Consider the following 13,250-nt stretch of genomic DNA (forward strand, 5'->3'; position numbering starts at 1 on the left):
ACGATGAACCCGTGGGTCGCGCTGCCCGACGGCCGGCCCGACCCCGCGCACACCCGGCGGCTGCGCGCCGCCCACGAGGCGCTCGTCACCCGCTCCGGCCCTGCCGCGCCGGACCTGGTGCGCGCCGTCGTCTGGGACTCCTGGCGGCGCAGTCTCGCGGGCGGTGTCGACCCCGACGGCGCCGCCCCGCCGGTCGACCTGCTCGACGACGAGCTGCTGGCCTACCGCGCCGCCCACCCGCTGGCGCCGGTGCTGCCGGTGATCCGCAGGCTGCTGGTCGAGGACGCCGAGGCCGACCGGATGATCGTCGCGGTCACCGACGCCGACGGCCGGATGCTGTGGGTCGAGGGCGACCGGCAGCTGCGGGCACGCGCCGAGGCGATGCACTTCGTCGAGGGCGCCCGGTGGTCCGAGGACGTCGCCGGCACCAACGCCCCCGGCACCGCGCTGGCCCTCGACCACGCCGTCCAGATCTACGGCAGCGAGCACTACCGCCGCCCGGTGCAGCCGTGGAGCTGCTCGGCCGCGCCGGTGCACCACCCGGTCACCGGTGTGCTGCTGGGCGCCATCGACGTCACCGGCGGCGACCACGTGGCCAGCCCGCAGGTGCTCACCCTCGTGCGGGCCACGGTCGCCGCCGTCGAGGCCGAACTGCGCTGGCTGCACCGCGAGGACGCCGCCCGGCCGGCGGCCCCGGCGCCCCGCCCGGCCACCCGCCCCGTCCCGCGGCTGGAGGTGCTCGGCCGCGAGCGCGCCCGGCTGCAGCTGCCGTCCGGCCCCGCGGAGCTCTCGCTGCGCCACTCCGAGCTGCTCCTCCTGCTCGCCGAGGCGGCGGCCGGCGGCGGTGGGCGCACGGCCGAGCAGCTGGCCGCGGAGTGCCACGCCGGCGACGCGGCGGCGGTGACCGTCCGGGCCGAGCTGTCCCGGCTGCGCCGGCTGGTCGGCGCCCACCTGCTCGGCTCCCGCCCCTACCGGCTGACCGGCCCGCTGGAGACCGACCTGGACCAGGTGCGCCGGCTGCTCGCGCGCGGCGCCGTCGGTCCGGCGCTCGAGCGGTACCCGGGCGCCGTGCTGCCCCGCTCGTCGGCGCCCGGTGTGGTCGCCGCCCGCGACCGGCTGTCCGCGGCGCTGCGGCAGGCCGTACTCGCCGCCCGCCGTCCCGAGCCATTGCTGCGCTACACGCGGCTGCCCGAGGCCCAGCACGACGCCGCGGTGTGGCAGGCCTGCCTGGAGACCCTGCCGCCCGGCGCCCCGAGCCGGCCGGCCGTCGCCGCGCACCTGCACCGGCTGCGCCGGGCCCCGCGCGCCCCGCTGCGCCTGCACTGAGGCCCCGTCCGCACCGCTCGCGGGCTCGAGGTGAGCGGTGACCCGACGCCCTGTGCACCGATGGTGGCCTCCGAAGCCCCGGAGACCGCCATCGGTGCACACCTCGCGGACGAGCCTCTGGACGGGCCCCTCCCAGCACGTCACTGAGGCGGGAATGCGGCCGGGGGGAGCCGCCTTGCCTGTCCCACGTGACCGCGCCGCCCGACGTCCCCCAGCTCAGCACCCGGCGGGTCGTCGCCGCGGTCGTCGCCCTCGCGCTGGGCGGCTTCGCCATCGGCACGACCGAGTTCGTGACGATGGGCGTGCTGCCGGAGATCGCCGAGGGCGTCGGGGTCGACATCCCCACCGCCGGCCACGTCATCTCCGCCTACGCGCTCGGCGTGGTCGTGGGCGCCCCGGTCCTCGCCGCGCTCGGCGCCCGCCTGCCGCGGCGGGGACTGCTGGTCGGCCTCGTCGTCGCGTTCCTCCTCGGCAACCTCGGCAGCGCGCTGGCCGTCGGCCCCTCCTCGCTGCTGCTCGCCCGCTTCGTCAGCGGGCTGCCGCACGGCGCGTACTTCGGGGTGGCCTCGCTCGTGGCCGCCTCGCTGGTGCGGGCCGAGCTGCGCGGCCGGGCGGTCAGCTCGGTCATGCTCGGCCTGGCGGTGGCCAACCTGGCCGGCGTCCCGGCGGCGACCTGGCTCGGGCAGACGCTGGGCTGGCGCGCGGCCTACTGGGCGGTCGTCGCCCTCGCCGTGGCCACCGTGCTGGCGGTGCTGGCGTTCGTGCCGTCCTCGCCCGGTCGGAGCGAGGTCACGATCGCCACCGAGCTCACCGCGCTGCGGCGTCCGCAGGTGCTGCTGACCCTGCTGGTCGGCACGGTCGGCTTCGGCGGCATGTTCGCCGTCTACAGCTACGTCTCGCCGCTCAGCACGGAGGAGGCCGGCCTGCCGCGCGGGGCGGTGCCGTGGGTGCTGCTGGTCTTCGGCGTCGGCGGCGTCCTGGGGACGGCGCTCGGCGGCCGGCTCGCCGACCTCGCGCTGTTCCGCTCGCTGGTCGGGGCGATGGGGACCATGGGCCTGCTGCTGGCGCTGGTGGCGCTCGTCGCCGGCTGGGCGCCGGGGCTGCTGGTCACCCTCTTCCTGCTCTCGGCGACCGCCTCGGTCCTGGTGGTGACCCTGCAGCTGCGGCTGATGGACGTCGCCGGCGAGGCGCAGATGCTGGGGGCCGCGCTCAACCACTCGGCGCTCAACGCCGCCAACGCCCTCGGCGCCTGGCTGGGTGGCGTGGTCATCGCGGCCGGCCTGGGCTGGACCGCGCCGGCCGCCGTCGGCGCCGCGCTGGCCGCGGTCGGGCTCGTCGCGCTGACCGCCTCCGCGCTGCTGCGCCGTCGTGAGCAGCGCACCGGGCCGGTGCGGACGGCGCCCGCACCGGCCGGGTGAGGGGCCTCCCTGCCCCCGCCGCTCGCGAGCTCGCGGCGGGACCCTGCAGGAAGGACTAGCGGAGGGTGTCGGCGAACAGCGGGACGGCGTTCTCCAGGGCGTACCGGGTGCCCAGCGCCGAGCCGCTGGAGAAGGCGTTGACCAGTGTCGGGTCCTCCAGCACCAGGGCGTTGCCCTGCTGCACCGAGGGCAGCGACTGCCACAGCGGGTTGCCGGTGATCTGCGACGCGTCGACGAAGATCGGGAAGACCACGGTGAGGGGCGCGTCGAGGAGGGGGACCTGCTCCTCGCTGATCGGGACGAAGAAGTCCTCCCCGGCCAGGTCCTGGACGGCCGCCGTGTTCGTGAAGCCCAGCGCCTCCATGAAGTCGACACGGGTGTCGCCGCGGACGTAGGCGCCGAAGCCCTCGGAGGTGTAGGCGCCGACGGCGACCTCGGTGCCGTCGAACTCCGGGTGGGCCGCCGCGGCCTCGGTGAACTGCTGCTCGACCTCGGCCTGCAGCTCGTCGGCCTGCTGCTCGCAGCCCAGCGCCCGGCCGACCAGGTCCAGCTGCTGCTGCCAGGTGGTCTGGTACGGGCCGACGCCCTCGGGCTGGCCGACGGTCGGTGCAATGGAGCTGAGCGCGTCGTAGCGCTCCTGGGTGGCGGGGGAGCGGGTGTCCAGGATGAGGTCGGGCTGCAGCGCGGCGACCGCCTCGAGGCTCGGCTCGAGCGTCCCGATGATCTCCGGGGCCTCGTCGTAGCGCCCCTCGGCCCACGGGCCGACGCCCTCGCCGCCGAAGGCCAGCCAGTCGCTGGCGCCCACCGGCTGGACGCCCAGCGCCAGCGCGGTCTCGGCGTCCGACCAGCCGAGGGCCACGACCCGCTGGGGCTCCTCCGGGATCTCGACGTCGCCGAAGGCCGTCTCGACGGTGACGGGGTGGGCGCCGCCGGAGCCCGAGGGGCTGCTGGACGCGGCGGTCCCCCCGGAGGACCCTGCGTCGCCGGAGCCGCAGCTGGCGACGAGGACGGTGGTGGCGACCAGGGTGGCGCCGCGCAGGAACGGGCGAACGGACATGAGCTTCCCCTTCGAGTAGGTGAGGCTCACCTAACTACGCCGTCCCGGAGCGGCTCAGGTCGGGTCCGCGCACCGGTGCCCGGTGGAGTCGCTGCAACGCGCCTGCAACGTTGGCCGGCTCCCGCAGACGCGGATCCGAGCGGTCGAAGGAGACGCATACGCGGACGAACATGGCCCCCTTGTCCGCTGACGCGGACTTCTCCGCGTGCGGCGACCTCAGGTAAGCGTGGCCTAAGTCACGTGCTCCTCGACACACTCGCCGCAGGTGGGGCTGTTGCCCGGCACCACGCGTGACCCCTGCAGAGGAGCGGAGGAACGGTGACCCAGATCAACGTGCGGGTGGACGGGGTGACGTACACCGACGACGTCGAACCCCGGACGCTGCTGGTGCACTACCTGAGGGAGCAGCTGGGGAAGGTCGGCACCGTCATCGGGTGCGACACCAGCAACTGCGGCGCGTGCACCGTCCACCTGGACGGCGCAGCCGTGAAGTCCTGCACCGTGCTGGCCGTCCAGGCCGACGGCGGCGAGGTGACCACCATCGAGGGACTCGCGCCGAACGGCGGCCTGCACCCGGTGCAGAAGGCGTTCCACGAGATGCACGGCCTGCAGTGCGGGTACTGCACGCCCGGGATGATCATGGCCTCGGTCGACCTGCTCAAGGAGAACCCGGACCCGAGCGACACCGAGGTCCGCGAGGGCATCGAGGGCAACCTCTGCCGCTGCACCGGCTACCAGAACATCGTCCGCGCGGTGCAGCAGGCCGCCGGCGAGATGCGCGGCGCCGGCTCCGTCTCCCCGGCCGAGGTCGACACCGCGGCCGCTCCGCACGTGGTGGGCCAGGCATGACCGCCGTCGAGGACCGGGCCACCGCCGAGGCGCCGGAGCGCGAGGTCGGCAAGGCTCGCCGCCGCAAGGAGGACGCCCGGCTGATCACCGGCCGGACCACCTGGACCGACAACACGGTGCTGCCCGGCATGCTGCACCTGGCCGTCGTCCGCAGCCCCGTGGCGCACGCGAAGATCGGCTCGATCGACGTCAGCGCCGCCCAGGAGGCCCCGGGCGTCATCGCCGTCCTCACCGGGCGGGACGTGGCCGACGAGCAGGGCTCGATCCCGTGCGCCTGGCCGGTCACCCCCGACATGGTCAACCCCGGCCACCCGTCGATCGCCGTGGACGAGGTCAACCACGTCGGCGAGGCCGTCGCGGTCATCGTGGCGCGCAGCAAGGCCGCCGCGCAGGACGCCGTCGAGCTGGTGGACGTCGACTACGACCTGCTGCCCGCGGTGCTGGACATGGAGGAGGCGGTCGCCGAGGGCGCCCAGCTGACCCACGACCACCTCGAGTCCAACCGCAGCTTCCACTTCGTGTTCGAGTCCGGGGACGCCGGCACCGGCCAGCACACCGACGAGGCGTTCCGCGACGCCGAGGTCGTGGTCAGCCGCCGGTTCGTGCAGCAGCGGCTGATCCCGGCGTTCATGGAGCCCCGCTCGGTCGTCGTCCAGCCGCAGGGCGACAACTACACGATGTGGTCCTCGACCCAGGTGCCGCACATCCTGCGCATCATGCTGGCGATGGTCACCGGGGTGCCCGAGCACAAGCTGCGCGTGGTCGCCCCCGACGTCGGCGGCGGCTTCGGCGGCAAGCTGCAGGTCACCCCCGAGGAGGTCATCAGCCTGCTCGTGGCCCGCCGGCTCGGGAAGCCGGTCAAGTGGACCGAGACCCGCAGCGAGTCGCTGATGACGGCCCACCACGGCCGTGACCAGATCCAGTACATCGACATCGCCGCCGACCGCGAGGGCAACGTCAAGGGCCTTCGCTGCCGGATCCTCGCCGACATGGGCGCCTACCTGCGCCTGGTCAGCCCGGGCGTCCCGGTGCTGGGTGCCTTCATGTTCAACGGCATCTACAAGTTCCCGGCCTACCGCTTCGAGTGCGACGGCATCTTCACCAACAAGACGCCCACCGACGCCTACCGCGGCGCCGGGCGCCCCGAGGCGACCTTCGCCATCGAGCGGATCATGGACGAGCTCGCCGTCGAGCTCGGCATGGACCCGCTGGAGCTGCGCCGCAGGAACTGGATCCGGGCCGAGGAGTTCCCGTTCACCTCGGTGGCCGGGATGACCTACGACAGCGGGGACTACGAGACCGCGACCCAGAAGGCGCTGGAACTGCTCGGCTACGACGAGCTGCGCGCGGAGCAGCGCCGCCGGCGGGAGTCGAACGACCCGGTGCAGCTCGGCATCGGCGTCTCCACCTTCACCGAGATGTGCGGCCTGGCGCCCTCCCGGGTGCTCGGCTCGCTGTCCTACGGCGCCGGCGGCTGGGAGCACGCCTCCATCCGGATGCTCCCGACCGGCAAGGTCGAGGTGGTCAGCGGGGCGACCCCGCACGGCCAGGGTCACGAGACGGCGTGGAGCCAGCTGGTCGCCGACCGGCTCGGCGTGCCGTTCGAGGACATCGAGGTGCTGCACGGCGACACCTCGATCTCCCCGCGCGGTCTGGACACCTACGGGTCCCGGTCGCTCGTGGTCGGCGGGGCCGCGGTGGTCAACGCGGCGGAGAAGGTGGTGGCGAAGGCCCGCAGGGTCGCCGCGCACCTGCTCGAGGCGAGCGAGGACGACCTCGACTTCTCCGGCGGGAAGTTCTCCGTCCGCGGCACCCCGGGCGCGGAGGTCTCCATCCAGGAGATCGCGCTGGCGACGTTCGCGGCGCACAACTTCCCCGAGGGCGTGGAGCCCTCCATCGACGCGGACGCGACCTTCGACCCGGAGAACTTCTCCTTCCCGCACGGCACGCACCTCTGCGCCATGGAGGTCGACACCGAGACCGGCATGGTGAAGATCCGCAAGTACGCCTGCGTGGACGACGTCGGCACGATCGTCAACCCGCTCATCGTCGAGGGGCAGATCCACGGCGGGCTGGCGCAGGGCATCGCGCAGGCGCTGTTCGAGGAGGCCGTGTACGACGCCGACGGCAACCTCACCACCGGCACCTTCGTCGACTACCTGGTGCCCTCGGCGGCCGACCTGCCGCACTTCGACACCGGCAACACGGTGCACGAGGCCCCGGGCAACCCGATCGGCGCGAAGGGTGTCGGCGAGGCCGGCACCATCGCGAGCACCCCGGCCGTGGTGAACGCCGCGCTGGACGCCGTCCGCCACCTCGGGGTCAGCGACATCCGGATGCCGCTGACGCCCGAGCGGGTCTGGCGGGCCATCCACGAGGGCGGGGACGGCGGCGACCGTGCCACCGCCGGTACCAACGCCTGGGGTGGGGCGCAGACCGAGACCACCGCCGGCGTCTCCACCCCCCAGTCCGCCCTCGGAGGTGACCGGTGATCCCCGCTGCGTTCGAGTACGCCCGCCCCACCAGCATCGACGAGGCCCTGCAGGCCATCGCCGAGGGCGGGGACGACGTGAAGATCCTGGCCGGCGGCCAGTCGCTGATCCCGGTCATGCGGCTGCGGCTGGCCGCGCCGGAGACGGTGGTCGACCTGGGCCGCGTCGCCGAGCTGCGCGGCGTCCGGGACGACGGCGACGCCATCGTCATCGGGGCCATGACGACGCACCACGACGTCATGGCCGACCCGCTGGTGCAGCAGTACGCCCCGCTCATCGCCGAGGCGACCGAGACGGTGGCCGACCGGCAGGTCCGGGCCCGCGGCACCTTCGGCGGGGCCCTGGTCCACGCCGACCCCGCGGGCGACCTGCCGGCGGTGGCCCTCGCCCTGGACGCGGAGTTCGTCATCGCCGGCCTGCAGGGACGGCGGACCGTTCCGGCGGCGGACTTCTTCGTCGACTACCTGACCACCGCGGTGGAGGAGGGGGAGCTGCTCGTCGAGGTCCGCATCCCCAAGCTGGCCGGTGAGTGGGGCATGCGCTACGAGAAGTTCAACCGCGTGGCGCAGGCGTGGTCGATCGTGGCCGTGGCCGCGGTCGTCCGGCGGGAGGACGGGCACATCGCCGAGGCGCGCATCGGCCTGACCAACATGGGCACCACGCCGCTGCGGGCGACCGCGGCGGAGGCCGCACTGGCCGGTGCCGAGGCCACGCCCGAGGCGATCGCCGCGGCGGCCCGGTCGGCCGCCGAGGGGACCTCCCCGAGCAGCGACCTCAACGCCCAGGCGGACTACCGGGAGCACCTGGCGCAGGTGCTGACTCGTCGCGCGGTGACCGCCGCCGCGGGGCTGTAGCGTCGATCCACCCCTCGGAACCCGCTCGACCGACTCGGCCGGCCCGCCCTCGTCCGGGGGCGGACCGGCCGAGCTCCGTACCCCAGGAGGTAGCACCGTGCAGTTGGAGAACTCGTTCACCGTCCCCGTGCCGATCGACGAAGCCTGGCGGGTGCTGCTGGACATCGAGCGGATCGCGCCGTGCATGCCGGGCGCCGCCCTGGACTCGGTCACCGGTGACGACTTCACCGGCCGGGTCAAGGTCAAGCTCGGCCCGATCAACCTGACCTACCAGGGCAAGGCCTCGTTCGTCGAGAAGGACGAGGCGGCGCACAAGGCGGTCATCGACGGCCGCGGCAAGGACCAGCGCGGCAACGGCACCGCGGCCGCGCTCATCACCGCCCAGCTCAAGGCCGAGGGCGACACCACGCGGGTCGACGTCCTGACCGACCTGAACATCACCGGCCGTCCGGCCCAGTTCGGCCGCGGTGTCATGACCGACGTCGGCAACAAGCTGCTCGGCCAGTTCGCCGACAAGCTCGCCGCCCAGCTGGGTGCCGGCGACGCGGGGGCGACGGCGGCGGCCGCACCCGCGGAGGAGACGCCGACGCAGAAGGTCGCGGCCACGGCGGCAGGTGCCGCCGGGGAGGTCGCCGCCTCGGTGGAGCAGGTGCCCGGGGACAACGCCGTGGCGGAGAGGACCCGCACGACCGCGGCGGCGGCGCGCGAGACCGCGACAGCGGCCGCGGACCGGGCGTCGGGCGGCGACACCGCCCCGGCCGCGACCGACACCGCCCCGGCCGCGGGCGACACCGCGCCGGCCGCCGTCATCCCGAGCCCGCCGCCGGCCGGGACGACGACCCCGGCGGCCCCGGCCGCGCGGACCACGAGTCCCGAGCACGCCGAGCCCGAGCCGATCGACCTGCTCGAGGTCGCCGGCGGGGCCGCGCTGACCCGCTACGCGGCGCCGCTGGCCGGTGCCGCGGTGCTGGTGCTGGTCATCACGCTGGTCGTGGGGGGGGGGCGCCCCGGCCCGGCGCCGGGGCGGCGGGGGCGCGGCCCCCCCCCCCCACCCCCCACCCGCGCCCCCCGCCCCCCCCCCCCCCCCCCCCCCCCCCCCCCGGCCAGCCAGTCGACGGCGGCCAGGGCGACCACGTCCGGGCTGCGGGTCAGCGCGTGGTCGCCGGGCACGGCGTAGAGCGAGGCGCCGGGCCGTCCGGTCAGCACCGCGGCGAGCTCCTCCGGGCGGCCGAACGCGTCCCGCTCACCCTGCACGACGCCCAGCGGCACCCCCACGGCGGTCAGCTCGTCGGCGCGGCTGCGCTCGGGCCGGCCCGGCGGGTGCAGGGGGAACGCCAGGCACAGCACGCCGTCGGCCCCGAGCGCCGCCGCCGTCCGGCAGGCCACCCGGGCGCCGGCGCTGCGACCGCCGACCACCAGCGGTCCGCTCAGCCGGTCGTCGTCCCGCAGCGTGCCGAGCGCCGCCGTCCAGCCCTCGTCCAGCCGGGGCGGCGCGGGCGCGACGCGCTTGCCCGCCACCCGCCAGGGCTGCTCGACACCCAGCACCCGCCAGCCGGCCGCGGCGGCGTCGGCGGTGACCGCGGTCAGGTCGGCCGACCCGAGGCCCCCGCCCGCGCCGTGACCGAGCACCAGCGTGCCGACGACGGCGCCCGCGGGTTCGGTGGCGGTGACCCGCGCCGGGCCGAGCGGGGTCTGGACCTCCCGGGTCACGCCGGGGGCAGCGCGAGCAGCGCGTCGACCGCGCCGGCGAGGTCGCCGGCCACCAGCGCGGCGGGGTCGTAGACGGCCGGGTAGACGCGCTCGGTGCGCGGGAACCAGGCCGCGGTCAGGCCCGCCCGCAGCGCGCCGTGGACGTCCCAGCCGTGCGACGCGACCAGCGCCAGCCGCGCCGGCTCGACGTCGCAGACCCCGGCCGCCCAGAGGTAGACCTCGCGGGCCGGCTTCCACACCCGGATCACCTCGCTGGACAGCGAGCGCTCCACCAGCGGGCTCACGCCGCCGCGCTCCAGCCCCGCCTCGGCGACGCCGGGGGAGCCGTGGGTCAGCGTCACCACCCGGACGCCGGCCTCGACCAGCCGGCGCAGCGCGGGCTCGACGTCGGGGTGCGGGGCCAGCTCGAGGAAGGCGTCGGCCACCCGGGACCGGTCGGCGTCCCCCAGGTCGGTGGCCTGGGCGAGGGCCGCGTCGAACGCCTCGCGGAACCGGCACCAGGTGCCGGCCGTGGCGGCGGCGAAGCCGGTGAGCAGGGTGCGGGAGAAGACCGCGGGGAGCAGGTCGGCCGGCTGCCCGAGCTCGACCAGTGCGGCGCGCACCGGGCCGAGGTCGAGCAGCGTCTCGTTGACGTCGAAGGCGACGACGGCGGGGCGGGTGGGGGGCACGGAGCCGGGGCGCAGCGCGCTCACGCCGGCCGGCTCTCGTCGGTGCCGGCGCGACGGGCCTGCCGGTGCCGGCGCACGTCCCGCCAGCGCTTGTGGACCAGGTAGCCGATGCCCAGCGCGAACGCGGCCACGACGGCGTAGTCGAGGTACTGCAGGTTCTGCTGCACGAAGTCGCCGGCCGCGACGCCCAGGCCGATGAGCACGCTGTTCCAGATCAGGCTGCCCGCGGCGGAGTACAGGACGAACTGGGCGAGGGGCATGCGCACGACCCCCGCGGGCACGGAGATGAAGCTGCGCACGATCGGCACCATCCGGCCGAAGAACACCGCCGAGCGCCCGTGCCGCTCGAACCAGGCGAAGGTCTTGTCGACGTCCTCGGTCTCCACCAGCGGCAGCCGGTCGAGGAAGGCGTGCGAGCGGCGGGGGCCCAGCGCCCGGCCGACGTAGTAGAAGAAGACCGCGCCCAGGATCGACCCGAGGGTCGCGCACAGGACCACCGGGACGATGTCCAGCCGGCCGTCGTTGATGAGCACCCCGGCCAGGCCCAGCACCGCCTCGCTGGGGATGGGCGGGACGACCGTCTCCAGCAGGATGGCGAAGCCGACGCCCACCGCGCCCAGCCGCTCCACCATGTCGAGCAGGAAGCCGGTGATGCCGCCCTGGTCGGAGGAGGCCGCGGCGGCGAGGAAGGACATGCGCCCCACGGTAACGGCGCGCTCCGGGCGGCACCCGGCAGCCGCGGGGGTAGGTTCGCCACCCATGCGGCAGCGCTTCACCGCCCGGGCCGTCGTCGTCGGGGACCGCGCCGGCACCGTCGTGCCCGACGCCGCGGTCGACGTCGAGGACGGCACGCTCACCTGGGTCGGCCCGGCTGTCGACGCGCCGGACGCCGGGGACGCCGAGGTCGTCGCCCTCCCCGGGGTGCTGCTGCCGGGGCTGGTGAACGCCCACTCGCACGCGCCGATGGTGCTGTTCCGCGGGCAGGCCGAGGGGCTGCCGCTGGCGCGCTGGCTGCGCGAGGTGATCTGGCCGCGGGAGGCGCGGCTGACCCCCGAGGACGTCGAGGTGGCGATGACCGCGGCATCGGCGGAGATGCTGCGCGGCGGGGTCACCACCAGCGTCGAGATGTACTTCTCGCCCGAGCGGATCGCCGCCGCCGTCGGCCGCACCGGCGCCCGCGCGGTGGTCGCCACCCCGCTGCTGCCGCTGCCCGGGATGCCGCCGCTGGCCCAGCAGCTGGCCGACGCGGTGACGCTGGCGACCTCCCTGCCCGGCGACGGCGCCGTCGAGTACGGCATCGGCCCGCACGCGGCCTACACGCTGCCGCTGCCGGTGCTGCGCGACGCCGCGGCCGCCGCCCGGCAGCACGGCCTGCTGCTGCACCTGCACGTCGCCGAGACCGCCGGCGAGGGCGCGGACCTGCTGGCCACCCACGGGCTGTCGGTGCCCGCCCTGCTGGCCGCGCACGACGTCCTGGGCGGCCGGGTGCTGGCCGCGCACAGCGTGCACGTCGACGACGGCGACCTCGAGCTGTGGCGGGAGTACGACGTGGCGGTGGCGCACTGCCCCGCGAGCAACGCCAAGCTGGCCAGCGGGATCGCGCCGGTGCGGGCGATGCTGGACCGCGGCGTCCGGGTGGGGCTGGGCACCGACGGGCCGGCGTCCAACGACGGGCTGGACCTGCTGGCCGACGTCCGGCTGGCCGCGGGCCTGGCCCGGCTCCGTGAGGGCTCGGCCACCGCGCTGACCGCCGCCGAGGCGTTCTGGCTGGCCACCGGCGGGGCCGCCGACGCGATCGGCCGCCCGGACCTCGGCCAGGTCGCCGTCGGCCGCTGGGCGGACCTGGTGCACGTCGACACCCGCGACCTGGCCTTCGAGCCGGTGCTCGACCCGGTGGACCTGCTCACCCACCTGGTCTGGTCGGGCACCTCGGGGCTGGTGCGCGACACCTGGGTCGGCGGGCGGCAGGTCGTGCGCGACGGCGTCTGCACGACGGTGGACGGCGAGGCGCTGCGCGCCGACGTCGCCGAGCGGGCTGTACGGCTGGCTAGGCGCGCAAGCTGATCGTCTCGCCGCGGGTCACCGCGCGGATCTCGCCGGGTGCGCGCCGGGCGGCCACCTCGCGGACGAAGTCGCCCAGCGGCGAGGCGAACCGGTCGTAGTCGTCGTAGTGCACCGGCACGGTGACCGGCGGCTTGAGCAGCTCGACCAGGTCGGCGCCCTGCCGGCCGTCCATGGTCACGGTGAAGCCGAGCGCCTTGGTGCCGCCCAGGTGCGGGATGACGACGTCCAGCGGCCCGCAGCGTTCGAGCACCTCGCCGAGCTCGGGACGGAAGACGGTGTCGCCGCTGATGTAGCCCCGCCAGGACACCTCGCCGTCGCGCACCAGCTCCAGCACGCTGCCCATCACCGGCGGCAGCAGCCTGGCGACGGGCTGGGGGCCGTGGACGCCGGGGACCGAGGTGATCCGCAGCGTGGCGCCGTCGCGGCTCAGCTCGTGCCGCTGCCAGGGGCTGAGGTCGACGGTCTCCCGGAAACCGCGCCGGCCCAGCGCGCGGGCGGCGGCGTGGGTCGTGACCACCGGGGTGCCGCGGTCGAGGGTGCGGGTGGCGATGCGGTCCCAGTGGTCGGCGTGCAGGTGCGACAGCAGGATCGAGTCCAGCGTCGGCAGCTGGGTGGGCTGCAGCGCGGGCTCGGTGAGCCGCTTGGTCCACAGCCCCTTGCCGAGGTAGGCGCGCTGCCCGCGGTGCAGGAAGTTCGGGTCGGTCAGCAGCGTGAAGGGCCCGAGCCGCAGCAGCGTGGTGGCGTTCCCGCCGAAGGTGAGCGTGACGTCGTCGGCAGGGGACGGCGGGGAGGGCGCGGCCATGTGCTGGCGT

At 75.6% G+C, this 13,250-nt stretch carries 11 protein-coding genes and 1 pseudogene; 7 read left to right on the forward strand and 5 right to left on the reverse strand.

Features of this window, described 5'->3' with window-relative positions; all coding sequences use genetic code 11:
* The first annotated feature begins 3 nt into the window (after window positions 1–3).
* Entirely contained in the window at window positions 4–1,326 is a 1,323-nt protein-coding gene (locus ACI79G_RS08680; RefSeq protein ID WP_456880733.1) for a GAF domain-containing protein, read from the forward strand.
* Window positions 1,327–1,514: 188 nt separating this feature from the next.
* On the forward strand, window positions 1,515–2,744 hold the full coding sequence (locus ACI79G_RS08685) for an MFS transporter (RefSeq protein ID WP_456880734.1): 1,230 nt from the start codon (window positions 1,515–1,517) through the stop codon (window positions 2,742–2,744).
* A gap of 55 nt (window positions 2,745–2,799) precedes the next feature.
* Here the strand turns inward: ACI79G_RS08685 and ACI79G_RS08690 are convergent, their stop codons facing one another.
* Window positions 2,800–3,801, reverse strand: coding sequence for an iron-siderophore ABC transporter substrate-binding protein (locus tag ACI79G_RS08690; RefSeq protein ID WP_456880735.1), 1,002 nt, complete (start codon window positions 3,799–3,801; stop codon window positions 2,800–2,802).
* Window positions 3,802–4,119: 318 nt separating this feature from the next.
* On the opposite strand from ACI79G_RS08690, the gene ACI79G_RS08695 reads away from it, so the two are divergent.
* From ACI79G_RS08695 to ACI79G_RS08710, 4 genes are all read left to right on the forward strand, one after another.
* The gene (locus ACI79G_RS08695; protein WP_091221549.1) at window positions 4,120–4,650 is read left to right on the forward strand and encodes a (2Fe-2S)-binding protein; all 531 of its coding nucleotides are present in this window, start codon (window positions 4,120–4,122) and stop codon (window positions 4,648–4,650) included.
* Window positions 4,647–7,142, forward strand: coding sequence for a xanthine dehydrogenase family protein molybdopterin-binding subunit (locus ACI79G_RS08700; RefSeq protein WP_456880736.1), 2,496 nt, complete (start codon window positions 4,647–4,649; stop codon window positions 7,140–7,142). The genes ACI79G_RS08695 and ACI79G_RS08700 overlap by 4 nt, the downstream gene beginning before the upstream one ends.
* Complete coding sequence (locus tag ACI79G_RS08705) at window positions 7,139–7,996, forward strand: FAD binding domain-containing protein (RefSeq protein WP_456880737.1); 858 nt, start codon at window positions 7,139–7,141, stop codon at window positions 7,994–7,996. Before ACI79G_RS08700 ends, ACI79G_RS08705 begins: the two co-directional genes overlap by 4 nt.
* Window positions 7,997–8,093: 97 nt before the next feature.
* Window positions 8,094–9,173: an SRPBCC family protein gene (locus ACI79G_RS08710; protein WP_456880738.1), complete on the forward strand. Its 1,080-nt coding sequence runs from the start codon at window positions 8,094–8,096 to the stop codon at window positions 9,171–9,173.
* Between the two features lie 29 nt (window positions 9,174–9,202).
* Here ACI79G_RS08710 and ACI79G_RS08715 read toward each other — a convergent pair.
* The 3 genes and pseudogenes from ACI79G_RS08715 to ACI79G_RS08725 all read right to left on the reverse strand — a co-directional run.
* A pseudogene (locus ACI79G_RS08715) lies at window positions 9,203–9,706 on the reverse strand (alpha/beta hydrolase family protein); the annotation flags it as partial.
* Window positions 9,703–10,398, reverse strand: coding sequence for an HAD-IA family hydrolase (locus ACI79G_RS08720; protein WP_456880739.1), 696 nt, complete (start codon window positions 10,396–10,398; stop codon window positions 9,703–9,705). The pseudogene ACI79G_RS08715 and the gene ACI79G_RS08720, both read right to left, overlap by 4 nt.
* Window positions 10,395–11,069, reverse strand: coding sequence for a DedA family protein (locus tag ACI79G_RS08725; protein WP_456880740.1), 675 nt, complete (start codon window positions 11,067–11,069; stop codon window positions 10,395–10,397). Before ACI79G_RS08725 ends, ACI79G_RS08720 begins: the two co-directional genes overlap by 4 nt.
* A gap of 64 nt (window positions 11,070–11,133) precedes the next feature.
* On the opposite strand from ACI79G_RS08725, the gene ACI79G_RS08730 reads away from it, so the two are divergent.
* On the forward strand, window positions 11,134–12,438 hold the full coding sequence (locus ACI79G_RS08730) for an amidohydrolase family protein (protein ID WP_456880741.1): 1,305 nt from the start codon (window positions 11,134–11,136) through the stop codon (window positions 12,436–12,438).
* Here ACI79G_RS08730 and ACI79G_RS08735 read toward each other — a convergent pair.
* The gene (locus ACI79G_RS08735) at window positions 12,422–13,240 is read right to left on the reverse strand and encodes an MBL fold metallo-hydrolase (RefSeq protein WP_456880742.1); all 819 of its coding nucleotides are present in this window, start codon (window positions 13,238–13,240) and stop codon (window positions 12,422–12,424) included. The genes ACI79G_RS08730 and ACI79G_RS08735 overlap by 17 nt on opposite strands.
* Window positions 13,241–13,250: the final 10 nt, after the last annotated feature.

Source organism: Geodermatophilus sp. SYSU D00779, from assembly GCF_054050595.1.

Excerpts from the sequence above, each read along its gene's own strand:
- ACI79G_RS08680 (WP_456880733.1), top strand. The coding sequence starts at position 4 with ATGAACCCGTGGGTCGCGCTGCCCGACGGCCGGCCCGACCCCGCGCAC.
- ACI79G_RS08690 (WP_456880735.1), bottom strand. The coding sequence starts at position 3,801 with ATGTCCGTTCGCCCGTTCCTGCGCGGCGCCACCCTGGTCGCCACCACC.
- ACI79G_RS08700 (WP_456880736.1), top strand. The coding sequence starts at position 4,647 with ATGACCGCCGTCGAGGACCGGGCCACCGCCGAGGCGCCGGAGCGCGAG.
- ACI79G_RS08725 (WP_456880740.1), bottom strand. The coding sequence starts at position 11,069 with ATGTCCTTCCTCGCCGCCGCGGCCTCCTCCGACCAGGGCGGCATCACC.
- ACI79G_RS08730 (WP_456880741.1), top strand. The coding sequence starts at position 11,134 with ATGCGGCAGCGCTTCACCGCCCGGGCCGTCGTCGTCGGGGACCGCGCC.
- ACI79G_RS08735 (WP_456880742.1), bottom strand. The coding sequence starts at position 13,240 with ATGGCCGCGCCCTCCCCGCCGTCCCCTGCCGACGACGTCACGCTCACC.